The sequence below is a fragment of the Helicobacter ibis genome (assembly GCF_027859255.1).
Taxonomy (GTDB): Bacteria; Campylobacterota; Campylobacteria; order Campylobacterales; family Helicobacteraceae; genus Helicobacter_D; species Helicobacter_D ibis.
Genome location: NZ_JAQHXR010000002.1, coordinates 321846 through 345350 on the forward strand (window position 1 = coordinate 321846; position 23505 = coordinate 345350).

General features: G+C 31.5%; 26 protein-coding genes. 21 read left to right on the plus strand and 5 right to left on the minus strand.

All coding sequences use genetic code 11. The annotated features are described in order from the left end of the window. Nucleotides 1-32: 32 nt before the first annotated feature. Nucleotides 33-1625 carry a sensor histidine kinase gene (locus PF021_RS04995; RefSeq protein ID WP_271021323.1) on the minus strand — a complete coding sequence of 531 codons (1593 nt, stop codon included), beginning with the start codon at nt 1623-1625 and terminating at the stop codon, nt 33-35. A gap of 136 nt (nt 1626-1761) precedes the next feature. Here PF021_RS04995 and PF021_RS05000 point away from each other — a divergent pair, with 136 nt between their 5' ends. From PF021_RS05000 to PF021_RS05025, 6 genes are all read left to right on the plus strand, one after another. Beyond that, on the plus strand, nt 1762-2070 hold the full coding sequence (locus PF021_RS05000; RefSeq protein WP_271021324.1) for a c-type cytochrome: 309 nt from the start codon (nt 1762-1764) through the stop codon (nt 2068-2070). Nucleotides 2071-2106: 36 nt separating this feature from the next. Continuing rightward, nucleotides 2107-3150 carry an alanine racemase gene (locus PF021_RS05005; RefSeq protein ID WP_271021326.1) on the plus strand — a complete coding sequence of 348 codons (1044 nt, stop codon included), beginning with the start codon at nt 2107-2109 and terminating at the stop codon, nt 3148-3150. Nucleotides 3151-3182: 32 nt separating this feature from the next. Continuing rightward, on the plus strand, nt 3183-4217 hold the full coding sequence (locus PF021_RS05010; RefSeq protein ID WP_271021327.1) for a D-alanine--D-alanine ligase: 1035 nt from the start codon (nt 3183-3185) through the stop codon (nt 4215-4217). Next, complete coding sequence (locus PF021_RS05015; protein ID WP_271021328.1) at nt 4217-4939, plus strand: alpha/beta fold hydrolase; 723 nt, start codon at nt 4217-4219, stop codon at nt 4937-4939. The genes PF021_RS05010 and PF021_RS05015 overlap by 1 nt, the downstream gene beginning before the upstream one ends. A gap of 61 nt (nt 4940-5000) precedes the next feature. Continuing rightward, complete coding sequence (locus PF021_RS05020; RefSeq protein WP_271021329.1) at nt 5001-6461, plus strand: Mur ligase family protein; 1461 nt, start codon at nt 5001-5003, stop codon at nt 6459-6461. Between the two features lie 8 nt (nt 6462-6469). After that, the gene (locus PF021_RS05025; protein WP_271021330.1) at nt 6470-6952 is read left to right on the plus strand and encodes an HIT family protein; all 483 of its coding nucleotides are present in this window, start codon (nt 6470-6472) and stop codon (nt 6950-6952) included. A 7-nt stretch (nt 6953-6959) separates the two neighbouring features. Here the strand turns inward: PF021_RS05025 and luxS are convergent, their stop codons facing one another. Continuing rightward, nucleotides 6960-7445, minus strand: coding sequence for an S-ribosylhomocysteine lyase (gene luxS, locus PF021_RS05030; protein WP_271021331.1), 486 nt, complete (start codon nt 7443-7445; stop codon nt 6960-6962). 45 nt (nt 7446-7490) lie between these two features. Continuing rightward, nucleotides 7491-8582 carry an NAD(P)-dependent alcohol dehydrogenase gene (locus PF021_RS05035; RefSeq protein WP_271021332.1) on the minus strand — a complete coding sequence of 364 codons (1092 nt, stop codon included), beginning with the start codon at nt 8580-8582 and terminating at the stop codon, nt 7491-7493. Nucleotides 8583-8776: 194 nt separating this feature from the next. Here PF021_RS05035 and PF021_RS05040 point away from each other — a divergent pair, with 194 nt between their 5' ends. Then, complete coding sequence (locus tag PF021_RS05040; protein ID WP_271021494.1) at nt 8777-9787, plus strand: type II asparaginase; 1011 nt, start codon at nt 8777-8779, stop codon at nt 9785-9787. Nucleotides 9788-9816: 29 nt separating this feature from the next. Here PF021_RS05040 and PF021_RS05045 read toward each other — a convergent pair whose 3' ends face one another. After that, a complete protein-coding gene (locus PF021_RS05045) occupies nt 9817-9990 on the minus strand; it encodes a hypothetical protein (protein WP_271021334.1) in 174 nt (57 codons plus the stop codon). Nucleotides 9991-10327: 337 nt separating this feature from the next. On the opposite strand from PF021_RS05045, the gene PF021_RS05050 reads away from it, so the two are divergent. Further along, nucleotides 10328-11167 carry a DUF2972 domain-containing protein gene (locus PF021_RS05050; protein WP_271021336.1) on the plus strand — a complete coding sequence of 280 codons (840 nt, stop codon included), beginning with the start codon at nt 10328-10330 and terminating at the stop codon, nt 11165-11167. Here the strand turns inward: PF021_RS05050 and PF021_RS05055 are convergent. Then, nucleotides 11153-12037, minus strand: coding sequence for an NAD(P)H-dependent glycerol-3-phosphate dehydrogenase (locus tag PF021_RS05055; protein ID WP_271021337.1), 885 nt, complete (start codon nt 12035-12037; stop codon nt 11153-11155). The genes PF021_RS05050 and PF021_RS05055 overlap by 15 nt on opposite strands. A gap of 82 nt (nt 12038-12119) precedes the next feature. On the opposite strand from PF021_RS05055, the gene fliI reads away from it, so the two are divergent. The 13 genes from fliI (at nt 12120) to PF021_RS05120 (ending at nt 23503) form a co-directional block, all read left to right on the plus strand. Continuing rightward, nucleotides 12120-13418 carry a flagellar protein export ATPase FliI gene (gene fliI / locus PF021_RS05060; protein WP_271021338.1) on the plus strand — a complete coding sequence of 433 codons (1299 nt, stop codon included), beginning with the start codon at nt 12120-12122 and terminating at the stop codon, nt 13416-13418. Between the two features lie 71 nt (nt 13419-13489). Then, the gene (trxA, locus tag PF021_RS05065) at nt 13490-13807 is read left to right on the plus strand and encodes a thioredoxin (protein WP_271021340.1); all 318 of its coding nucleotides are present in this window, start codon (nt 13490-13492) and stop codon (nt 13805-13807) included. Between the two features lie 17 nt (nt 13808-13824). After that, on the plus strand, nt 13825-14298 hold the full coding sequence (locus PF021_RS05070; RefSeq protein ID WP_271021341.1) for a hypothetical protein: 474 nt from the start codon (nt 13825-13827) through the stop codon (nt 14296-14298). 2 nt (nt 14299-14300) lie between these two features. Beyond that, nucleotides 14301-15239 carry a thioredoxin-disulfide reductase gene (gene trxB / locus PF021_RS05075; RefSeq protein WP_271021342.1) on the plus strand — a complete coding sequence of 313 codons (939 nt, stop codon included), beginning with the start codon at nt 14301-14303 and terminating at the stop codon, nt 15237-15239. A 9-nt stretch (nt 15240-15248) separates the two neighbouring features. Continuing rightward, a complete protein-coding gene (gene dapB / locus PF021_RS05080) occupies nt 15249-16016 on the plus strand; it encodes a 4-hydroxy-tetrahydrodipicolinate reductase (protein ID WP_271021343.1) in 768 nt (255 codons plus the stop codon). A 9-nt stretch (nt 16017-16025) separates the two neighbouring features. Continuing rightward, nucleotides 16026-17402 (plus strand): amidophosphoribosyltransferase, encoded by a 1377-nt coding sequence (purF, locus tag PF021_RS05085; RefSeq protein ID WP_271021344.1) that lies wholly within the window; start codon nt 16026-16028, stop codon nt 17400-17402. A gap of 8 nt (nt 17403-17410) precedes the next feature. Beyond that, entirely contained in the window at nt 17411-18373 is a 963-nt protein-coding gene (locus PF021_RS05090; protein ID WP_271021345.1) for a TIGR01212 family radical SAM protein, read from the plus strand. A 10-nt stretch (nt 18374-18383) separates the two neighbouring features. Next, nucleotides 18384-18926: an isochorismatase family protein gene (locus PF021_RS05095; protein ID WP_271021346.1), complete on the plus strand. Its 543-nt coding sequence runs from the start codon at nt 18384-18386 to the stop codon at nt 18924-18926. 37 nt (nt 18927-18963) lie between these two features. Beyond that, nucleotides 18964-19266, plus strand: a complete 303-nt coding sequence (locus PF021_RS05100) for an ATP-dependent Clp protease adaptor ClpS (RefSeq protein ID WP_271021347.1) — start codon at nt 18964-18966, stop codon at nt 19264-19266. A gap of 9 nt (nt 19267-19275) precedes the next feature. Beyond that, entirely contained in the window at nt 19276-21483 is a 2208-nt protein-coding gene (locus tag PF021_RS05105; RefSeq protein WP_271021348.1) for an AAA family ATPase, read from the plus strand. Continuing rightward, on the plus strand, nt 21483-22226 hold the full coding sequence (locus PF021_RS05110) for a DUF815 domain-containing protein (RefSeq protein WP_271021350.1): 744 nt from the start codon (nt 21483-21485) through the stop codon (nt 22224-22226). The genes PF021_RS05105 and PF021_RS05110 overlap by 1 nt, the downstream gene beginning before the upstream one ends. Before the next feature lie 9 nt (nt 22227-22235). After that, entirely contained in the window at nt 22236-23057 is an 822-nt protein-coding gene (gene galU, locus PF021_RS05115) for a UTP--glucose-1-phosphate uridylyltransferase GalU (protein WP_271021351.1), read from the plus strand. A gap of 2 nt (nt 23058-23059) precedes the next feature. Then, nucleotides 23060-23503 carry a hypothetical protein gene (locus PF021_RS05120; RefSeq protein WP_271021352.1) on the plus strand — a complete coding sequence of 148 codons (444 nt, stop codon included), beginning with the start codon at nt 23060-23062 and terminating at the stop codon, nt 23501-23503. Nucleotides 23504-23505: the final 2 nt, after the last annotated feature.

Below are 23505 nucleotides of genomic sequence, written 5' to 3' on the forward strand. Positions count from 1 at the left end.
TTTTCACTACTTTTTGGAATCACTAACCTCTCCTATTCGCTTTTTAATGGGATTGTGACTATAAATTCCGCACCATTTACGAAATCTAGCGGTATAGAAATGCCACATGCAATACTTTCAAAATCAAAATCGTCAACCCAATTTACATTTCTAACTTCAATTATCCCATGCATTTGCTTTTCTATTATTTGCTTTGACATATAAAGTCCAATCCCAGTCCCAACAGATTTATGCTTGGTTGTAAAATAAGGCTCAAACACTTTATTTATATCATCTAGCCTAATTCCACCACCATTATCTACAAACGATATTTTAACACATTCTACATCTTCACCCACAAAAACATCACTTTTATCAAGTTTAGCCATTATTCTTATATGTGAGTTTTTTATATCTCTCTCGCTAAATACATCTTCAGAGTTTTTTATAAAATTTAGCACAACTTGTGAAAAAGCACTTTTATAACCATAAATTTCTATACTATCATCACAAATAACTTGCAAATCTATTTCTTTTTGCTTTAAAAATGTAGAAATCAGCGATACAGATTCATTAATAGATGATTTTAAATTAAATCTTTCCTTTTGATATGATGCATAAAAGAATCCTCTAAAATCATCTATCGTCCTAGACATGCTTTTAGCAATTTTTAAGCCCTCTTCTACTTGAGATTCAACAAATTCTTTTGTTAGCTTTCCATTATTTACTTTAACTTTAAATGTCTGTATCAGTAATGTTAGTGCATTTAGTGGTTGCCTCCATTGATGTGCTATATTTCCTATCATTTCACCCATGCTTGCAAGTCTTGATTGCTGATACATGATTTGATCTTTTTTTCTGCTATCTAGCACCTCTTTTTCTACCATTTCTTTTAGAGATTCGTTTAATCTTTGAAGTTCTTGTGTCTTTTCTGCTACTTTTAATTCTAAGGCATTATGTAATGATTTTATGTTTCGTAATATCAAAAAACTAAGCATTAAGGTAAGAATCATAATTAAGCACATAATAACAATCACTATTTTATGCAATGCATCATATACATAACTGCTTCTATCATGCCTTATTTCTATAAGTTGCAATGTGCTATCTATTGATAAATATATTTGTTCATCAAGCAAATCAATAATGTCATTTAGCCTATCATGATTAAACCCACCATTTGCGATTCTATCTAGTTCAATTAAAAATTCATTAACTTTGGATTCTATGGCATAAAAATTATGTTGGCTATTTTCCAATATCTCTAAATTCTCTAAATTCCTATCAATACCAACTAAATGCTCATAAATCCCCAAAGTTAGTTTTGCAATTTTATTTTGATCCATTAAATCACTTTGTAAATTTGCATACTTATTCCACAAATTGTGTACCTCATCATATACTGCTGATAACTCTTCTTCTGTTTTTTGATGAAAATAATATTGTTGCGTTTTTGTTATTCTTCTTATTTTTTCTAAATACAAAATAGACTGATTATATTGAGTAAAAAAAGCATTATAATCATATGTCAAGCTTGAATAAAATATATAAGAAATCCCGGCTAAAGACAATAAACCAGAAGCGATATTAAAAACTAAGATTCTTGTCTTTGCTCCAAGTGTGCTAAATATTCTCGTTTTTTCCATTTATCTAACCATAAAAAATAATTTTAAAAACTAGCATTCTAACAATCATAAAATTAATTGTTGTTTTATAATACAAAGTGTATTATATTCGAGTTTTTAAACTTAAGACACTAAATTCTAATCAAGGAGTTTGAATATGAAAAAGATTTTGTTAGGTTTCGTTTTAGCAACTGGCTGTATGATGGCTGCTGATGGTGCTGCAATTTATAAAAAATGTATCGCTTGTCATGGTGTAAATGGTGAAAAAGTAGCTCCTGGCTCAAAAGGCAATGTTACTATTGGTGGTATGGATAAAGCTGAATTAGTAACACAACTAAAAGGGTATGTAGCTGGAACTGCTGATAACGGCGGAGCTAAAGCTATTATGTATGCTCAAGTGAAAGGTTTTACTGAAGCGGACATCGAGGCAGTAGCAGATTATATTTCAAAATTACCTAAAAAATAATTTCTACCCCCTAAACACTCTTTGGGGGTTACCACAATGCCTTATATAAAATTAGATTCAAAAAGTTTTTCTCATAATTTACACACAATAGTTAGTCAAACTAATTCTACAATAAACAATATAGCCATAGTCCTAAAAGACAATGCTTATGGTCATGGATTAATAGAAATGGCTACACTAGCAAATAAATATGGAATTACTTCTTGTTTTGTAAAGAGTGAAGTAGAAGCACACTCAATAAAACATCTATTTAAGCATATAACAATCTTATACCCAAATTTTGATAATGCAACAGAAGATAATATGTATATTTCAATTACAAGTTTAGAGACATTAAAAAAAACGCAAAATAACAAGACAATAGAATTAAAAATAGATAGTGGTATGCATAGAAATGGAATATCAAAAGATGAGATAAAAGAAGCAATAAAAATAATAAAATCCAAAAATCTGCGTTTATTTGGCGTATTTACACATAATGGATTTGCCGATGAAATTGGAAGTGAATTTTATGGACAATTCCATTATTTTACAGAAATCAAAAAAGAAATTATAAAACTATGCAAAGACAATCAAATACAAATTCCAAGATTCCACTCACTAGCCTCATCTGGTGCTTTTAGAGGTGCTAGTCTAAATAGCTCCCTGCCACAAGAACTACAAGATTCAATCTTTAGAATCGGTATTGCACTTTATGGCTACTGCACAAGTGAAATCTACAATATAAAATTAAAACCAGTCGCATCTCTTTGGGCTAAGAAAATATCAAGCAAAACATTAAAAAAAGGTTCTACCATAGGCTATGGCGGTGTATCAAAGCTAGATAGAGATTTAACAATTAGCACCTATGATATAGGCTATGGAGATGGGCTATTTAGGATAAAAAAAGACATCAATCTAACAACAAAAGAAGGATTTTCTATATTTCAAGTAGCGTCAATGGATTGTATAAGCATAGAATCCACGCTAGATGAAGTATGTATTTTTGATGATGCAACAACATGGACTAGTGCATTTTCAACAATTCCTTATGAAATTTTATCCCACTTACACGCAAATATTCCAAAAAAAATCGTATAATTTAGACTTTATTTTTGCTTAAGGGATCTAAGATGAAGTTTTCTATTTTATTTGGTGGCAAATCGTTTGAACACGAAATAAGTATTGTCAGTGCAATAGCTCTAAAAAAATTATTGGCAAATACTGATATTTTTATATTTTTAGATGATAACCATGAATTTTATTTAATTAAAAAAGAAAATATGAAATCAGTATTTTTTAGTAGCAAAAGCTACTTAAAAGAGCCAAAAATTTATCCTAAAAAAAATGGATTCTTCACAAGAACACTTTTTGGTGAAAAACAAATTCAAATACCAACAATTATAAACTTAATACACGGTGGCGATGGAGAAGATGGTGCAATTGCTTCATTATTAGACTTTTATGAAATCCCATACATAGGCCCAAGAAAAGAAGCTTGTATTTTAAGCTATGATAAAGAATTAACAAAAATGTTAGCAAATCACAGAGGTGTAAATGTACTTGATTACCAAGTTGTATTTCAAGATTCTAAAATAGAAGTAGAAAATTTCCCAGTCATAATAAAACCGGCTAGACTTGGTAGCTCTCTAGGAATCTCTATTGTAAAAAATAAAGAAGAATTAGAATACTCACTTGATAAGGCATTTGAATATGACAAAAAAGTCATAATTGAATCTTTTATACCAAATATTAAAGAATATAATCTAGCGGGATTTTTCGCAAATAAAGAGTTACACTTTTCATTTGTAGAAGAACCAAAAAAAGATGAATTTTTGGACTTCAATAAAAAATATCTAGACTTTTCACGAACCACAAATACACAACAAGCCGACATAACTACCGAAGTAGAAAATATGCTAAAGGATAATTTCTCTAAGATATATACTAATTTATTTGAAGGCGCTGTTATTAGATGTGATTTTTTTATACACAACAATACATGCTATCTAAATGAAATAAATCCAATACCCGGAAGCCTAGCAAACTATCTTTTTGCTGACTTCCCTACAACACTAAATAAAATCTCAACAAGCCTACCAAAACCAAATAACATAAAAGCAACATATAAATTTTTAAATGAAATCAAAGTTGCAAAAGGTAAATAGTGGCACAAAAAGTTATAAAAGCATTACAAGCAGAGTTTGAAATCTCATACGAACTTACAAACATAAACAACAAATCAAATACTATAATATTTTTGCATGGTTGGGGCTCAAATAAGGACATAATGAAACAAGCTTTTAAAAATACTTTAAATGATTATTGCCATTTATATGTAGATATGCCGGGCTTTGGGAAGTCAAACTTACCAATATCGCTACACACAATACAATATGCAACAATAATACAAGAACTACTAAACTCGCTAGAAATAACCCCAAATATGATAATAGGTCATAGCTTTGGTGGTAAAGTAGCCACACTCTTAAACCCAAAGATTCTAGTATTGCTAAGTAGTGCAGGAATAAAGACACAAAAAAGCATAAAAGTAAGAAGTAAAATAGCAGTTACAAAAATACTAAATAAAATTGCACCAAATCTAGCTAAAATCTTTAAAAATTCTCTCCGCTCAAAAGATGTCTATAATGCAGATGAAAATTTATACCAAACATTTAAAAATGTAGTAGATGAGGACTTTAGCGATATTTTTGAAAATTTTACAAATAAGACCTTTATCTTTTGGGGCAGAGATGACTTAATAACACCACTAACTTCAGGCAAGATAATACATTCTAAAATAAAAGATTCTAAATTTATTGAGCTAGATGGCGATCATTTCTTCTTTTTACAACAAGCTAACAAAATACAAAAAGTGCTAGATTGTTAATCTCTTAGTAATTTATTTTTTGATAGAATCTTTATTTATTTTTGAGTTTTAAGGTTATATTTTGAATAGCATTGATTTTTTCATTATGGCTACTAGATGGGTATTTCTAATTGCTCTTGGTTATTATGTAATAACAAATCTACAATGGTATCACTACAAGATTCTTAGAGTTTTATTTAAGCACCATAAGCAAAGATGGCATTTATTTTATTTTATAATACCAATTATATTTTTTGTATTAATCCCAAATGATATTTACTATTATGTAGCACTTTATGTGTATGTAGTAGCATTAATCATTTGGGCTTTCAACTTAAGTAAAAAGCTAATTGTAACTGCTAGAATCTTAAGATTCTTTGGGATATACATAGCTTTTATTATGTTTAATGAATTATTATTATTAAGCATTAATGAAAACTCTAAGTCAATACAAGTAGTCTATCTTTTACCGCTTTTTATATCAATATTCCTATCATCTCTAGTAGAAAAGATTCTGCTTAATAGATATAAAAAATTAGCACAAGATACTCTAAAAAATATGCAGAATCTAAAAATAATAGCAATAACAGGTAGCTATGGTAAAACTAGTCTAAAAAATTACATAGCACAACTATTACATGATGACTTTAAAGTATATGCAACACCAAGGAGTGTAAATACTCTAACAGGAATCATAGCTGATATAAACCAAAACCTATCCCCTCTAACAGATATATACATAGTTGAAGCTGGTGCTAGAGGAGTTGGTGATATAAAAGAAATAGTAGATTTAATAGAACCACAAATAGTAGTGGTTGGCAAAGTTGGAGAAGCACATATTGAGTATTTTAAAAATATAGAAACAATCTATAAAACAAAATATGAAATATTGACAAGCAAAAGATTAGAAAAAGCCTACATATATAGTGGCAATATACAACCAGAAATAGAATTACACAATATAATAAATTTCCCAAACAATCCTACAAATGTAGAAGCTACGCTAAATGGGACAAAATTTACCCTAGATGTAGGATACAATAAACTAAACTTTGAAACCAGGATTCTTGGGGAGTTTAATATAATAAATATAGGTGCTGCAATTGCTATTGCACATGACTTTGGTCTAAGCGATGAAAAAATAATCAAAAAAGTGCAAAAACTAGAAGCAATTAACCACAGACTTAGCAAAATCATGGTTAATGACAAGCTAATATTAGATGATAGTTACAATGGAAATCTAGATGGTATGTTAGAGGCAATTAGACTATCTTCATTACACGATAACAAAAAAATAATAGTAACACCGGGCTTGATAGAGAGCAATGAAGAATCAAATATAAAACTAGCACAAGCAATTAATGATGTATTTGATGTAGCAATTATTACTGGGGAGTTAAACTCCCAAATACTAAAAGAAAACATAACAAAAGCACAAAAAATAATAATAAAAGATAAAAACCATATTGAAAATATATTAAAATCAACAACGAAAGCTGGTGATTTGATATTATTTGCAAATGATGCACCAAGCTATATCTAGGAAGCGATATGGAATATGTATATGCACCTTGGAGAAGTGATTATTTCTCCAAAAAAGAATGCAGTTGTGTATTTTGTAATATTTCCAAAGATTCTGAACAAGATGATAAAAATCATGTCTTCTTTAGAAATAAACAAATATTTTGCGTAATGAATAAATACCCATATTCTCCAGGACATTTTTTAATAATCCCACATGCACATACAAACTCACCTGAAACAATAGATGAAGATATTTGGATTGCTATGAATCTATTTGCCAAAAAAGGTATTAGTGTATTAAAAGAATTTGGTGCTAGTGGAATTAATATTGGCATGAATCTAAACAAAGAGGGCGGTGCTGGAATCCCAGAACACATACATTTGCATCTAGTTCCAAGGTTTGGTAGTGATACTAACTTTTTTACAACAATTGCAGATTCAAGAGCTTATGGAGTAGATTTTGAAGAAGTGTTTTTAAAAATAAAAAATATATCTAAAAAATATTTTTAAACACCGCTTATGCGATGTTTAATTTTAGGGCTTCATTATCCATAATCCCTATTCCTTTATTTAGCGTATCTTGTGCAATATCTTTTGCAGCTTGCAGTGAATGCATTTTATAAGTTCCACATTGTAATTCATTTGCCTCTGGAATCTCATTTACCTTCAAAATATCTCTCATACTATCTTCCCATGCTTTTTTTACAGATTCTGCTGTTGGCTTACCTATTAAGCTCATATAAAATCCTGTTCTACAACCCATAGGAGAAATATCGATAATCTCGACACTATCGCTATTTAAATGATCTCTCATAAACCCTGCAAATAAATGCTCTAATGTATGTATCCCCTCTTGACTTAAAATTTCAACATTTGGCTTACAAAATCTCAAATCAAATACACTAATCTCATCTCCTTTTGGAGTGTGCATAACCTTCCCTAGCCTAACTGCAGGAGCTGGCATTTTTTTATGATCAACTTTAAAACTATCTAATAGTGGCATAATACTTCCTTTGTTAAATTTATTTTTATTGATTATAACAAAACTTTAGCCCTCCAAACTCTTCATATCAATGACATAGCGAAATTTCGCCTTGCCATTTGTTAAGTTTTCATAAGCTTCATTGATTTGCGTAATGTTTATAATTTCTGTCTCTGGATATATTTTATGTTTCAAAGAAAAATCCATCATCTCTTGTGTTTCTTTGATTCCGCCAATTAGTGAGCCATATACCTTCTTATTTGCAGCAAATACAAGTCTTGTAAGATCAGTTGGAATTGTCTCTCCAACAGGTGGAAGCCCAACTATTGCTAACTCACCGCCATTTTTTAGTAAATTTACATATTCCATAGGATCGTATCTTGTAGGAATAGTTGAGATAATTAGATCAAATCTCTCACTTACATTTTGTGTAGAATCATAAAGCTTTGCTACTCCAAGTTCTCTTGCTTCTTCTTCTTTGTTTTTATTTCTTGCAAAGACATAAACTTCTGCACCCATTTGCAAAGCATATTTTACAGCCATTACACCAAGTCCGCCAAATCCAGCTACTGCGACTTTATCTCCCTTTTTGACCCCACTAAATTTAAGCGGAGAATAAGTTGTAATCCCAGCACAAAGAAGAGGTGCAACTTTATCAAGCGGTGCATCTTGTGGGACATTAATAGCAAACTTTTCACTCACCACGATATTATTAGAATACCCTCCAAAAGTAGGCTCATCATTATGGAAGCAATCTTTGCAATCATAAGTAAAAACTACCTTGCCATTTTCGCAAAATTGCTCATTACTAGCCTTGCATGCCTCGCATTCTCCACAAGAATTCACCATGCAACCAACTCCTGCATAATCCCCCACTTTAAACTTGCTTACCTTTTTACCCACTGCAACTACTCTTCCTGCTATCTCATGCCCTGGCACCATTGGATAGATTCCCTCTCTCCACTCACTTCTAGCAGAGTGGATATCACTATGGCAGATTCCAGCATATAAAATTTCAATTAAAATATCACTCTCCCCCATTGCGTGGCGTGAGAAAGAAAAAGGCTTAAAAGTATCACTCTTATGTGCAACTGCATAGCCTTTAGCACTTATTCTCTTACCTTCTTTTGCTTCTTGTAAATTAGAATCTAAAAGCATATTAACTCCTTAAAAAATAAAATAACATTGTAATTATAAAGTATGAGAGTAACTATCAGTCAAGATAAACTTATAAACTAATAACAAAATTAAGCTACTTTTTAAATCAAAAGTAATAATCTAATGTTCAACTAAAAAATAAGGAGGAAATTATGTTTTTTAGGATAATGTTAGGAGTTGTATTAATGCTTACAATGGGAGTTTCTGCATTTGCTAAGCCAAATGTAGTAATATTAGCCACAGGTGGAACAATAGCAGGAGAAGCTAAAAGTGAATTAGCAACAACAGGCTATAAAGCTGGTAGTCTTGGTGTAGATGTGCTAATTAATGCTGTGCCAGATTTGGTAAATATCGCAAATATAAGTGGAGAGCAAATTGCAAATATAGATAGCTCAAATATGACTGATGAAATTTGGCTAAAACTAGCAAATAGAATAAACACTTTACTAAAAGATTCAAAAGTAGATGGAATTGTAATTACTCATGGAACTGATACTATGGAAGAGACTGCTTATTTTCTAAATTTAGTAGTAAAGAGTAATAAACCAGTTGTTCTTGTAGGTGCTATGAGACCAGCAACTGCTATAAGTGCTGATGGACCTAAGAATCTATACAATGCAGTTGCACTTGCTAGTTCAAAAGAAGCAAAAGACAAAGGCGTAATGATAGCCATGAATGATAAAGTGTATTCTGCAAGAGAAGTTACAAAAACTCATACTTTAAATGTAGAGACATTTAAAGCACCAAATAGTGGAGAGATAGCATACATAGTTGATGGTAAAGTATTTTTTAATTCAAATAGCATAAAACTACATACTAAAAAATCTCCATTTGATATAAAGGGTTTAAAAGCTTTACCAAAAGTTGATATTGTATATACATACTCAAATGATGGTTCAAAAGTTGCAGTTGAAGCATTCTTAAATTCTGGTTCAAAAGGGATTGTAGTAGCTGGTAGCGGTGCTGGAAGCATACATGAAAACCAAAAGAATTATCTAATAGAACTACTAAAAGATAAAAAAATAGTAGTAGCAAAAAGTAGTAGAGTTGGTTCTGGTTTAGTGCCTCTAAGTGCTGAAGAAGTAGAACAAGGATTTGTTAGTGCAAACAATCTAAACCCACAAAAAGCAAGGGTCCTTTTAATGTTGGCACTAACGAAAACAACAGATCCAAAAGAAATTAATAAGATTTTTGAACAATATTAATGAATAACTATAATGCCCTATATCTCCAACTAGCTAAAACCAAGTGGGGGGGGGGGGCAAAATATAATAAGAGATGGAATCTCTTTTAATGTTGCAGATTCAATAATAAGATATAAAAATGAAGTCATAAAATGGCTAAACTCAGATGATTTTAAAGAATATGAGAATCTAAAATATCCACCACTAATAAATCCAAGTACCATAAACTATAAAACGCTAAATGCAAGTGATGCATATTTTCTAAATATACCACTGCCAAATTATTTTAACTTTATATGCTTTGGAAGTCATGGCGTAGGATTTACCGCATTAAAATATTTTTTAAAATTATGTGATTGCATAGAAATAGATAGCTATCAGATTGACAATTCCTATCATACATATGTAGCACTATACAATCAGTTAATACACTTTAATAACAAACAAGCAAACAATAAAACTTGCTATATCTCACTTAGGAATCTAATAACAGATTCTGATAAAATTTACCATTTAATACCAAAAAGCAAAGCATTAAGTCTAATATCAGACCCAATAAACATGCTAAAGACATATCTAAACAACAAAACACAAAACACAATTTTTAAAATGATAAATCTAACTTATAATCCAAAAATGATAGCTCAAAATATTATTAAATACGGATTTATAAATGATTTACAGGAAACTCCAAGCACAAATTTAGCTCCATTTTGGATTTTTTATCGTTTTATGACATTTCATGATAGCCTATTAGAAAATCATCTAAAAGTTGATACACACTATGTAGATGTGAGTCAAATTACAGGAAACAAGACATTTAAGACAATAAAAGCACTAGCAGAAAAGTTTAAATTCAATCCACCAAAAGAACAAGACAAAAATGAATTTTGCAAAAAAATCTCAACTTACAATGGATTTTTACCAATAAACATAATGTTACACCAAAATGATTTAGAACTAATCAAACAATATGGATTTTGTAATAATTCTAATAGTTTAAACAACAACGACATAATTTGCATACAATTAACCACGAAATTTGAACTTCAAGCAAATATGATTGATATTACAAATGCTCTTTCTCTAAATTTAGGTGATATTGTAGTTGCTATAGATCATAATAATTATAATTTGCTTGCAAATAATGTTCTATTAGCTACAGAAGCTAGTAACTATATACGAATCTTGGCTAGAGAAATAGAAAATCAGTTGGAAATAGAAAATCAAAAAAGAATAGATATAAAGCACATTTTAGAATACCTAAAAAACAACAAAGAAATTAAAGATGTATTTTACAAAACTATAAAATCACATATAAAAAATATAGAAAGCACACAACCAAAGATGATAGATTCTTGGAGCGAATACAATAAATTCTTAAAATTAACTTCTCATTAAATCTTTCATTGAATCTATAGGATTCTTTCCATCTAATATAAATGCAACCTCACTTGCAATAGGTGTGTAAATATTATGCTTTTTTGATAGATTCTCTATCTCTCTAGCACTATATACACCCTCTGCTACTTCGCCTAAAGCTTCTAGTATTTCTCCTAATGGTTTATTCTCTGCCAATCCTAAACCAACTCTAAAATTCCTAGACAATGTAGAGCTAGCAGTCAAAAATAAATCACCTGCACCAGAAAGCCCTAGAAATGTATCACTCTTCGCCCCAAAGAACTCACCAAACCGACTCATCTCAACCAAACCACGCGAAAGTAAAGAAGCCCTAGCATTAGCACCTAATTTCAAACCTTCAACAATACCACTTGCAATAGCAACTACATTTTTATAAGCTCCACATATCTCCCCACCAATTATGTCTGTAACTGCATAAGGTTTTATAAAATCAGGAAACAAAGATAGCCATTTTTTTGAATCTTCTATATCTTTAGAGTGTATATTTAATGCACAGGGAAGCCCTTCTCTGACCTCTTTTGCAAAACTGGGACCGGCTAGAAAGCTAACATGTGCATTTGGATAATATTTATCAAAAATATCACTCACAAAAAGTCCATTATAGATTCCTTTAGAAGCAACTAAGATTTTTGAATCTTGTGGAAGAGGATTGCTTGATAACCATGAATCTAAAGCAGAAGTAGCAATTGCAACGACAAACATATCGCTCTTTTGTGCTTGTTTCAAGTTTATTTGTGATTCTAAATTTAGATTTCTCCTTGAAACTATGTAACATTGATTGTTTGTACCAAAAGCATAATGCAATGCTAATCCCCAAGCTCCGCCACCAAAGACACTTATTTTTGCCATATAAATCCTTAAAGTTAATGCTCTAATTTTAATAAAAATATACTAAAATCTCACTTCTAATCTAAAAACTAAAGAGATTCCCATGTCCATATTAAGCTTAAAAGACAGATTAAACAACCTAAATCTATCTCCAGTATTTGGAGTGATAATAAAAGTCGAACAAGGATTCTTGTTAGCAAATGGGTTATCTCCAAGAATTGGAGATATTGTAAAAATAGTAAATGAATATGGAAGCTCCATGGGAATGGTAACAAGCTTAGAAGAAAATAGCTTTAAAATTACACCTTTTTCATTTGTTGAAGGAACCAAGGTTGGAGATAAGGTCTATTTAAATACAAAAGGTTTGCAAATACCTGTTGGACCCCAGATTCTAGGTAGGGTTATAAACCCACTAGGCGAACCAATAGATGGTAAAGGTGAATTAAGGGCTGAAGCGTCAATGCCAATAATACGACCACCTATTGCAGCAATGAAGCGTGGAATGATAGATGAAGTCTTTAGCGTTGGGGTTAAAAGTATAGATGGGCTTCTAACTTGTGGCAAAGGGCAAAAGCTAGGAATCTTTGCAGGAAGCGGAGTTGGTAAATCAACTCTAATGGGAATGATAGTAAGAGGAGCACAAGCAAAAATTAAAGTAGTAGCACTAATTGGAGAGAGAGGTAGAGAAGTCCCAGAATTTGTAGAAAAAAATCTAGGAGGAGATCTAACTGATACAGTACTTATTGTAGCTACAAGTGATGATTCACCTTTGATGCGTAAATATGGTGCATTTGCCGCTATGAGTGTTGCAGAATATTTCAAAGCAAAAGGCGAAGATGTTTTATTTATCATGGATTCTGTTACACGATTTGCTATGGCACAAAGAGAGATTGGGCTAGCATTAGGAGAACCACCAACAAGCAAGGGTTATCCACCTTCTGTGCTAACACTTCTTCCACAACTAATGGAAAGAGCAGGAAAGGAAGAAGGTCATGGCTCAATTACAGCGTATTTTACGGTGCTTGTAGAGGGTGATGATATGAGCGATCCTATAGCAGATCAAAGCAGAAGTATTTTAGATGGACATATCGTGCTTGATAGAAGCCTTACAGACTTTGGAATTTATCCACCTATAAATGTGCTAAACTCTGCTTCAAGACTTATGGGAGATGTAGCAAACAAAGAACACATTGAAGCTGCAAGAAAATTTAGAAGACTATATTCTATGCTAAAAGAAAATGAGGTATTAATAAGAATTGGAGCATATCAAAGCGGGAATGATAAAGAACTAGATGAAGCTATAAGTAAAAAAGAAGGAATGGAAAATTTCCTAAAACAAAATAATGATGAATCTATAAGCTATGAAGATAGTGTAAATATGTTAATAGAGTTAATGAAATAAAATTTCTTACAAATTTTTAAGTTATTATTTGTATAATTGACCGATAAAAATTATTATTTAAGGAGATACTCATGGCTGGTTACATAGAGCTTACAGAAGAAAATTATGATGAAACCATAAAAGATGGTGTTGTGTTGGTTGATTTTTGGGCACCTTGGTGCGGTCCGTGCAGAATGATAGCACCCGTAATAGATAAACTTGCTCAAGATTATGCTGGTAAGGCTAAAATTTGCAAAGTAAATACTGATGAACATCAAGATTTAGCTTCAAAATTTGGAATAAGATCAATCCCTACTATATACTTCTATAAAGATGGACAAAAAATAGATGAAATGATTGGTGCATCTTCAGAGCAAGATCTAAAAAATAAACTTGACGATCTAATCTAAATAAAGGAGGCTGGGATATGAAGAAATGTTGTCCCGGCTTTCCTATTGCTTTTATTATTGTTTTTGCAATAATGATTTTTCTTTATTATAGATACTCTTTTTTATCTGTTTCGCATATTAACTTTTCTATAGATTCATTTTATGCAAGCAAGAATGACAAATTAGAACTATTTATCCCAAAGGATAAGAGTTATAATTTGTGCTTTTATAGCTCATATATAGAATCTTATAAGGATTTTTTGGCAAAAAACTTGCAATCTAATAATGCCAATATACTAGCAATTGACTTTTATCAGTTAGCAAACAATGATGATAATAGAATTGTTGATTTGAAAATAAGCACGAATCTAATGTTAAAACTAATTTTTGAGTTCGACATAAAAGATATGCCAAAATGCTTCAATATAGAGGCAAATGCAGATAATAAGATGATTTATAAAAGTTACAAAAATGATGGATTTTATAAATTGATAAACTTTAGAAAGGAATGACAATGCTTGATTTAGCGATAATTGGTGGAGGTCCAGCTGGTCTTAGTGCTGGTTTGTATGCGACAAGAGGCGGCTTAAAAGAAGTTGTAATGTTTGAAAAAGGAATGCCCGGAGGACAAATTACTTCAAGTAGTGAATTAGAAAACTATCCCGGTGTAGCTGAAGTAAAAAGTGGATTTGACTTCATGATACCTTGGCAGGAGCAATGTTTTAGATTCGGGCTAAAACACGAAATGAAAGAAGTAAAAAGAGTAGAAAGAAAAGATAAACATTTTGTTGTAATATTCAATGATGATAGTAGTGTTGAGGCAAAATCTGTAATTGTAGCAACAGGTGGTAGCCCTAAGAGGTCTGGAATTAATGGTGAAGATACATATTGGGGAAAAGGTGTTAGCTCTTGTGCAACTTGCGATGGATTCTTCTATAAAAATAAAGAAGTTGCCGTTCTAGGCGGTGGTGATACTGCATTAGAAGAATCCATACATCTAGCTAAAATATGCTCAAAAGTAACCCTAATACATAGAAGAAACGAATTTAGAGCATCTCCTGTAACGGTTGAGAGACTAAAAAAAGAATCTAAAATTGAAGTATTAACTCCTTATGAAATTACCGAAATATGCGGAGATAATAGTGGTGTTAATGGGCTAAAAATAAAAAATTTAGAAAATGGAAATCAAAGCGAATTAAGCATAGCAGGAATCTTTGTTCTAATTGGCTATAATATCAATAATTCTGTATTGCAACAAACAGATGGAAGTATGCTATGCGAAGTAAATCAATATGGCAACGCTAAGGTTAATCTAAAAATGGAAACAAATGTTCCTGGATTATTTATAGCTGGTGATTTAAGAGAAGATTCACCAAAACAAGTGGTATGTGCCGCTTCTGATGGTGCTATTGCTGCACTTAGCGTATTAGAATATATTGAGCATACAAAATAGGAGGTATATATGTTAAAAATTGGTGTTTTTGGTGCTGGTGGTAGAGTTGGCAAGCTTGTTGCCGAACTCTCTTCTAATAGAGATGATGTAAAACTAGAGGTAGTATATGCCAGAAAAGAGCTTGACTTCTCAGTAAAACCTGAAACTCTAATTACTAGCGATTTAAATGTGCTATTAGATAGTTGTGAAGTCGTAATAGACTTCACAACACCAGAAGGCACAAACAAATTACTAGAAGTAGCACTAAATAGACCAAAGCCAATGGTAATAGGCACAACCGGCTTAGAAGAAAACCATAAACATTTAATTAAAGAAGCCTCCCAAAAAATGCCTATTTTATGTGCTACTAACATGTCATTTAGCGTGGCTATTTTAAACAAAGTAGCAAGTTTGGTAGCACATGCACTAAGAGACTATGACATAGAAATAGTAGAAACTCATCACAAGCATAAAGTCGATTCTCCAAGTGGAACTGCACTAAAACTTGCTTCCAGCTGTGCAAAGGCTAGGAATTTATCATTAGATAAAGTCATGGTAAATGGTAGAAGCGGAAGAATTGGTGAAAGAAATAAAGATGAAATAGGCGTTATGGCTCTAAGAGGTGGAGATGTTGCTGGGATTCATAGTGTTAATTTCTATGGAGATGGAGAATATTTAGAATTAAAACACACAGCAACTTCAAGAAATATTTTTGCAATAGGTGCAATAAAGGCTGCAATTTGGCTAAAAAATCAACCAAATGGGCTATATAGCATTGACGATTCTTTAGATATATAGGTGTTGTAAGTGAGTGATCTAAATTACAAATCATGGAATGAAGAATGTGCAGTAGTTGGTGTTTATAACATACAAGACGCCTCAAATATAGCTTATTACTCTCTATTTGCAATGCAACATAGAGGACAAGAAGCAAGCGGAATTTCTACAAGTGATAATAAAAAGCTTTTTATCACAAAAAACAAAGGTTTGGTAACTGAAGTATTTAACAAAGAAATTCTATGTAACCTTAAAGGGAATAATGCAATAGGACACAATAGATATGCTACTGCTGGAGAAGATTCCAGTGCAGATGCACAGCCTGTTTTTGCAAACTATGACTTAGGACAAGTAGCAATAGTTCATAATGGAAACATAACAAATGCAAAAGAAATCAAAGACGAGCTAATAAAAGAAGGTGCTATCTTCCAAAGTCATATGGATACTGAAGTGCTAATCCACCTAATAGCAAAATCAAAACAACAAACACTAACAGATAGATTAAAAGAAACTATACCAAAGCTAAAAGGTGCATTTTGCTTTATTATCCTAAGTAGAACTAAAATGTTTGTAATTAGGGATAGAAACGCATTTAGACCACTAAGCTTGGGAGAAATAACAAACAAAGATGGCACTAAAGGATATATAGTTGCTAGTGAGACTTGTGCATTTGATTTAGTTGGTGCAACGCATATAAGAGATGTTGAAGCTGGTGAAATGCTAGTCTTTGATAAACAAAAGATTCAAAGTCATATAATCATGCAAGAAGACCCATATCCTTGCGTGTTTGAGTATGTGTATTTTGCACGACCTGATAGTAAGGTGTTTGGAAGATTAGTATATGATATTAGAAAATCAATGGGAATGGAGTTAGCAAAAGAAAACCCAGTAGATGCAGATATTGTTATACCAGTGCCAGATAGTGGTGTAGCTGCAGCACTTGGATACTCAAAGCAAAGTGGAATACCATTTGAGCTAGGAATAATAAGAAACCATTATGTAGGCAGAACATTTATTGAGCCTACACAAGAAATTAGAGAACTAAAAGTTAGATTAAAATTAAATCCAATAAAAGAAATAATAAAAGATAAAAAAATTATTGTTATTGATGATTCAATAGTAAGAGGCACAACAAGCAAACAAATAGTAAAAATCTTGCGTGATTGTGGAGCAAAAGAAATACATATGAAAATATCATCACCACCTACAATCTCTCCATGCTACTATGGCGTTGATACACCTACTAAATCAGAATTAATAAGTGCCAATATGAGCAATGATGAAGTATGCAAATATATAGGTGCTAATTCTCTGTCTTTTCTGTCATTAGAAGGATTAAAAAACAGCATAGGAGATGGCAACTATAAATTCTGTCAAGCATGCTTTGATGGCAAATACATAGTATAAGGCAATTTATGAAACAAATGCTAACATTTGGTAGATACTGCAAAAGGCGTTTTGGCGAGAGGGTTAGAAAGATTCCTATCGCTCTTGGTGGCTTTACATGCCCTAATATAGATGGTAGTGTAGCTAAGGGTGGTTGCATATTTTGTAAAAATGAAAGCTTCTCCCCTACTTTAGAACATGAGCCAAAATTCTCCATAAAAATGAATCCAAATATGAAGGAAAATCCGCTACTAAACACTCAATTAGAACAACTTCATAGTCAATATAAGTGGCAAAGCGAGTTTCACAAAAACAAATTTGGTGTTTGCAAATATATGATTTATTTTCAATCTTTTACAAACACTTATGCACCATTTGCAACGCTAGAAAAACTCTATACAGAAGCCCTAAAACTACCAAACACAATAGGCATGTCAATAGGCACTAGGACAGATAGTGTGAGTTTGGAATTATTAGATTTTCTAAGTGAATTACAACACAAAAACAAACAAGAAATATGGATAGAGTATGGGATTCAATCAATCTATAACGAAACTTTGGAGCTTATAAATAGAGGTCATAATGCAGATGAGTTTGAATATTGGATAAATGAAACAAAAAAAAGAGGTTTGAAAGTATGCTCTCACATAATATATGGTCTCCCAAATGAAACAAAAGAAATGATGATAAATTCCCTTAAAAAAGTGCTTGAATGGGGAAGTGATGGCATAAAGGTTCATCCATTATATATAATAGAAAAAACTTTACTTGCCAACATGCATAAAGACGGAAAATACAAGCCAATATCACTTGTGGATTATATTAACCTAATAGTAGAAACACTAAAAATAATCCCAACAAATGTTGTAATACACAGGGTAAGTGCTGGAGTTAGGAATGATACTTTAATTGCACCTAAATGGTGTTTTGATAAAAATATACAAATGAGAGCGATAAGAGACGCGTTGCACAAAGCTGGGATAGAATACTAAAGGAATAAATATGAATCTACTTAAAACCAAGCCAACGCTAGATTCTAGTAGTAGTATTTTTGTATGCGTTGATATACAAGAAAAGCTATACAACATAATGCACAAAAAAGAAAAACTACTAAAAAACGCTAATCTTTTGCTTGAAGCTTCAAAGATTCTAAATATAGATAGTATCATTTTAGAACAATACCCAAAAGGACTTGGAAAAAGCGTAGTAAATGTAAATACAAAAGTTATAGAAAAACTATCATTTAGTGCATTTGGTGAATCTCTTTTTTGCAAAGAAATAGAAGCAAAACAAAATATAATATTCTTTGGAATAGAAAGTCATATTTGCATAAGAGAGAGCTCATTAGATGCTAAAGATAGAGGGTTTAATGTGTTTGTAATAGAAGATTCTTGCTCAAGTGTAAATAAAAATAATCACAAAAATGCACTAAAAGAATTATCACTAAAAAATATAACAATTACAAATACACAAAGCATTTTATTTTCATTTTTACTAACTTGCAAAGATGACTGCTTCAAGCAAATTAGTGCATTAATAAAATAGAAAAGTGATATAATAAACAAAAACTAAGGAACTATAATTGCCAAGAACACAACTAGAGAACTCAACTGAAGTAGTAGAAAAACTACAAGAACCAGATAGATACAAAGTTATTTTGCTAAATGACGACTTTACCACGCAAGATTTTGTGATTCATGTATTGCAGACAATTTTTCACAAAAGCTTTGAAGAATCTCTAAACTTAATGTTACAAATACATAATAGCGGTAAGGGAATGTGCGGGATCTACCCTTATGATATAGCAGAAACCAAAGTAGTAGAAGTAAGAAAAATGGCAAAAGAAAAGCAGTTCCCACTAAGAGCAATTTTAGAAAAAATATAGAGAATAAAAATGATAGAAATAAGCAAAGAATTAAATATAGTATTACAAAATGCACAAAATAGTGCAAAAGAGCTAGGACATGAATATCTAACGCTAGAACATATATTTCAAGCCATGCTAAATAATATAAAGGTAAGAAAGATTCTAAGAGATTGTGGTGGAGATGTATCAATAATAAAAAGAGAGATACACAAATACTTAACTCACTATTTACAAAAACAAGATAGCACTAATGCAATGCCAACAGAGACATTAGCCGTTACTAGAGTGATAGAAATAATGATAGGGCATGTAAAAGGCTCTCAAAGAAACGAAGCACAAATTAGCGATCTATTAGCAGCAATTCTAGAAGAAGACAAGGCTTTTTGTGCCAAACTACTAAAGTCTCAAGGAATCACGCGACTAAATATCTTAGAATATATCACTGAAAATGAAGAAGTAATAAACACCAAAAAACAAGAATCCAAACAAGAAGAAAGTGCCTTAGAGTTATACTGCACGAATCTAAGCCAAGAAGCAAAAGATGGAAAAATAGACAAAATAGTAGGCAGAGATTTCGAGTTAAAAAGGGCATTAGAAGTCCTACTAAGAAAGAAAAAAAATAACCCAATCCTAATAGGTGAGCCCGGAGTTGGCAAGACTGCTATTGTAGAAGGCTTAGCATTAAAGCTAAATAATAAAAACAATCCACTACATGGTCATCAAATATATGAGCTAAACATGGGTGCATTAGTATCTGGGACGAAATATAGAGGAGATTTTGAAAAAAGAATAAAAGCCCTAACAGATGAAATACTAGCAAAGGAAAATGTTATTTTATTTATAGATGAAATACATATGATAATAGGTGCTGGTTCAAGCAGTAATGGCAACATGGACGCAAGCAATCTGCTAAAACCAATGCTAGGAAATGGGAAGCTAAGATGTATAGGTGCTACAACTTATGCTGAATATAGAATCATGTTTGATAGGGATAAAGCATTATCTAGGAGATTTGCCAAAATAGATGTAAATGAGCCTAGCAAGGAAGAAGCACTGCTAATTTTAGAAGGCGTTAGAAAATATTATGAAAAATTCCATAGCGTAAGTTACACAACACAAATCCTAAAAGAAGCAATAGAACTATCAAATAAATACATACATGATAGATTCTTGCCAGATAAGGCAATAGACATCATAGATGAAGTTGGTGCTTCATACAAGCTAGAAGGAAAAAGAGGTAGAGTAAGTCTAAGTGCTATTAGAAAAATGATCTCAAAACTAGCCAACATACCTGAAATAGACGCTTCAAAAGATGATAAAAGCTTACTTAAAAATTTAGAAAAAACATTGCAAAGCAGAATCTACGGACAAGATAGTGCAATAAAAGAAATTGTAACTGCAATTAAAAGAAGTAAAGCTGGATTAAATGCACCAAATAGACCTATAGGCTCATTTTTGTTTAGTGGTCCTAGCGGGGTTGGCAAGACAGAGTTAGCAAAAGAGTTAGCAAAAGCAATGGGTATAAACTTCAATAGAATCGATATGAGCGAATATATGGAAAGATACTCAATATCACAACTAATAGGTGCTCCTGCTGGATATGTAGGATATGATAAAGGTGGAATCTTAACAGAGATGATAAAGAAGAATCCACACACTATATTGCTATTAGATGAAATAGAAAAAGCCCACCCTGATGTTTTAAATTTATTCTTACAAGTAATGGATCATGCAAAACTAACTGATAATAATGGCGTTAGTAGCGACTTTTCATCAGTAATTTTAATTATGACTTCAAATGTAGGCTCAAAAGAAGCTCCAACACTAGGATTTACACAAGATAGCTCACTAAAGTTTAACAAAGCAATAAAAGATAATTTCTCACCAGAGTTTAGAAACAGACTTGATGCAATAATTGCATTTAATCCGCTTAGTAAAGATGAGATTTTAAAAATTATTGACAAAAATATCTTGGATTTAAACAATCAAATAAAAAACAAAAATATAACCATACATTTAGATGAAGCTGCTAAAGAATACTTAGCAAATGAAGGATTTAGCGAAGAGCTAGGTGCTAGACCGCTAAATTTAGTAATACAAAGAGATATAAAAAATGTACTAAGTGATTTAATGCTATTTGGAGATTTAAGCAAAGGTGGTGAGATAATTTTTAGCTACAACAAAAAAGAAAATAAACTAATAAATAAAACCAAAAAAACAAAAGCCAAAAAATAATGAATCTAGCTTGGGATTTCGATAGATACAATGCTACTATATATCGTTCTAGTGGATATTTGCATGAGGTAGTAGATATAGATTCAAAACCTTTGGAATCTTTTTTTAATTTAGATAGAGAAATTGAAATACTAAAGAGAAATACAGAATTGTTTTTATTTTGTGATGATGGATTAAATGTATTGTTATGGGGTGCTAGAGGTTGTGGTAAAAGCTCACTTATAAAATCGATATTTAATAAATACCAAAGTCATGGTTTAAAGATATGTCAGATTCTAAAACACGATATAGAAAAGCTACCTGAAATACTGGATTTCTTACGAACCACACAATATAAAATAATAATTTTTTGCGATGATATAAGCTTTGAATCTAGCTCCAAAGAATACAAAATGCTACAAACCATACTAGAAGGAAGTATAGAAAGATTCCCACAAAACATACTAATATATGCCACAACAAACAAAAAACATTTGTCAATTAATGAAAATTCCGATACATATGGCTTTAGTGGAGACGATGAATCTATCTCACTAAGCGATAGATTCCCAATTAAACTTAGCTTCTACTCTTATGGGAGCTTGGAGTTTTTAGAATTAATTTCCCTAAAACTTAAGAGAGATGAATTTGAATCTATAAAACAAAAAGCACTAAATTATGCTGCACAAGTTGGCTCTAAAAGCCCTAGAGTTGCTATGCAATTTTTAGAATTGTATAAAAATAATTTACTTGAATTAATTTAAGGAGTGATGATGATTAAAAAATGCCTTTTTCCTGCTGCTGGATATGGAACTAGATTCTTGCCATTTACAAAAGCAATGCCAAAAGAAATGCTACCAATAGTAAATAAACCACTAATGCAATATGGAGTAGAAGAAGCCATGAGTGCTGGCATATATAATATGGCGATAGTTACAGGAAGGGGCAAAAGAGCCATTGAAGATCACTTTGATATAAGCTATGAGCTAGAACACCAAATAAAAGGCACTGATAAAGAAATATATCTAAATGACATTAGAAAAATACTAAATACCTGTTCGTTCTCATATACAAGACAAATAGAGATGAAAGGCTTAGGACATGCCATACTAACTGGTGAAAACCTAATAGGCAATGAGCCTTTTGCTGTATTATTAAGCGATGACTTATGTGATAACAATGGTGATTCTGTATTAAAACAAATGTGCAAAATATATGAAAAATATCGTTGCTCAATAGTAGCTGTAGAGGAAGTTGAAATAAATGAAGTAAGCAAATATGGGGTAATATCTGGCAAGAAAATAGATAATAATATAATAGTAGTCGATAATATGATGGAAAAACCAAACAAAGAAGAAGCACCAAGCAATCTAGCAGTAATAGGTAGATATATACTAACACCAGATATATTTCAGATTCTAAAAAATACAAAGCCGGGTAAAAATGGTGAGATTCAAATCACAGATGCATTATTAGAACAATGCAAAAATGGCATGGTTCTAGCATATAAATTTAATGGAACAAGATATGATTGCGGAAGCGTAGATGGGTTTATAAAAGCTACAAATGTGTTTTATCAAAAATACAAAGGATAACTTTGCATACGCTTGATTTTTTTGTATTAATTTGGATTTTATTAGCACTTACACTTCTGCCTTTTGTTGGACTATCTGCTGGGTTTGTCGCATATCAAGCAATAAAAGAATATCTAGCAGGACTTGAAAATAAAGATAAGCTACTAAAAGATATAAACTATCTAATAGGAAGGCTAAAGAACAACGAATCTGCAGAACGTATGAATGAAGCAATAGAGGCATTTAAAAAACACTTCATGCCTTTTGGTGATATATCAAAAGAGAGCAAAGACTATCAAAATAGAATGGATTTTATATCTGCACTTGCATGGTGCAATGGCATTGATATAGACGAAGTTGTAAAACACAGAGAAGAATTAGTAAAATTAAATTCTAATTTCAAAAAAGAAATAGAAACAATAGTTGGTGCTGCACTAAAAAACAGAGAAGAAAATAAGAAAAAATAAAG

Bases quoted from the DNA above. Each gene is read 5' to 3' on its own strand.
- PF021_RS05005 (WP_271021326.1), top strand. From the start codon at position 2,107: ATGCCTTATATAAAATTAGATTCAAAAAGTTTTTCTCATAATTTACAC.
- PF021_RS05110 (WP_271021350.1), top strand. From the start codon at position 21,483: ATGAATCTAGCTTGGGATTTCGATAGATACAATGCTACTATATATCGT.
- PF021_RS05045 (WP_271021334.1), bottom strand. From the start codon at position 9,990: ATGGTACTTGGATTTATTAGTGGTGGATATTTTAGATTCTCATATTCT.
- PF021_RS05055 (WP_271021337.1), bottom strand. From the start codon at position 12,037: ATGGCAAAAATAAGTGTCTTTGGTGGCGGAGCTTGGGGATTAGCATTG.
- fliI (WP_271021338.1), top strand. From the start codon at position 12,120: ATGTCCATATTAAGCTTAAAAGACAGATTAAACAACCTAAATCTATCT.
- PF021_RS05025 (WP_271021330.1), top strand. From the start codon at position 6,470: ATGGAATATGTATATGCACCTTGGAGAAGTGATTATTTCTCCAAAAAA.
- PF021_RS05010 (WP_271021327.1), top strand. From the start codon at position 3,183: ATGAAGTTTTCTATTTTATTTGGTGGCAAATCGTTTGAACACGAAATA.
- PF021_RS05040 (WP_271021494.1), top strand. From the start codon at position 8,777: ATGGGAGTTTCTGCATTTGCTAAGCCAAATGTAGTAATATTAGCCACA.
- trxA (WP_271021340.1), top strand. From the start codon at position 13,490: ATGGCTGGTTACATAGAGCTTACAGAAGAAAATTATGATGAAACCATA.
- PF021_RS05095 (WP_271021346.1), top strand. From the start codon at position 18,384: ATGAATCTACTTAAAACCAAGCCAACGCTAGATTCTAGTAGTAGTATT.
- trxB (WP_271021342.1), top strand. From the start codon at position 14,301: ATGCTTGATTTAGCGATAATTGGTGGAGGTCCAGCTGGTCTTAGTGCT.
- PF021_RS05050 (WP_271021336.1), top strand. From the start codon at position 10,328: ATGCTAAAGACATATCTAAACAACAAAACACAAAACACAATTTTTAAA.
- dapB (WP_271021343.1), top strand. From the start codon at position 15,249: ATGTTAAAAATTGGTGTTTTTGGTGCTGGTGGTAGAGTTGGCAAGCTT.
- PF021_RS05070 (WP_271021341.1), top strand. From the start codon at position 13,825: ATGAAGAAATGTTGTCCCGGCTTTCCTATTGCTTTTATTATTGTTTTT.
- PF021_RS05105 (WP_271021348.1), top strand. From the start codon at position 19,276: ATGATAGAAATAAGCAAAGAATTAAATATAGTATTACAAAATGCACAA.
- luxS (WP_271021331.1), bottom strand. From the start codon at position 7,445: ATGCCACTATTAGATAGTTTTAAAGTTGATCATAAAAAAATGCCAGCT.
- PF021_RS05090 (WP_271021345.1), top strand. From the start codon at position 17,411: ATGAAACAAATGCTAACATTTGGTAGATACTGCAAAAGGCGTTTTGGC.
- PF021_RS04995 (WP_271021323.1), bottom strand. From the start codon at position 1,625: ATGGAAAAAACGAGAATATTTAGCACACTTGGAGCAAAGACAAGAATC.
- PF021_RS05000 (WP_271021324.1), top strand. From the start codon at position 1,762: ATGAAAAAGATTTTGTTAGGTTTCGTTTTAGCAACTGGCTGTATGATG.
- PF021_RS05035 (WP_271021332.1), bottom strand. From the start codon at position 8,582: ATGCTTTTAGATTCTAATTTACAAGAAGCAAAAGAAGGTAAGAGAATA.
- galU (WP_271021351.1), top strand. From the start codon at position 22,236: ATGATTAAAAAATGCCTTTTTCCTGCTGCTGGATATGGAACTAGATTC.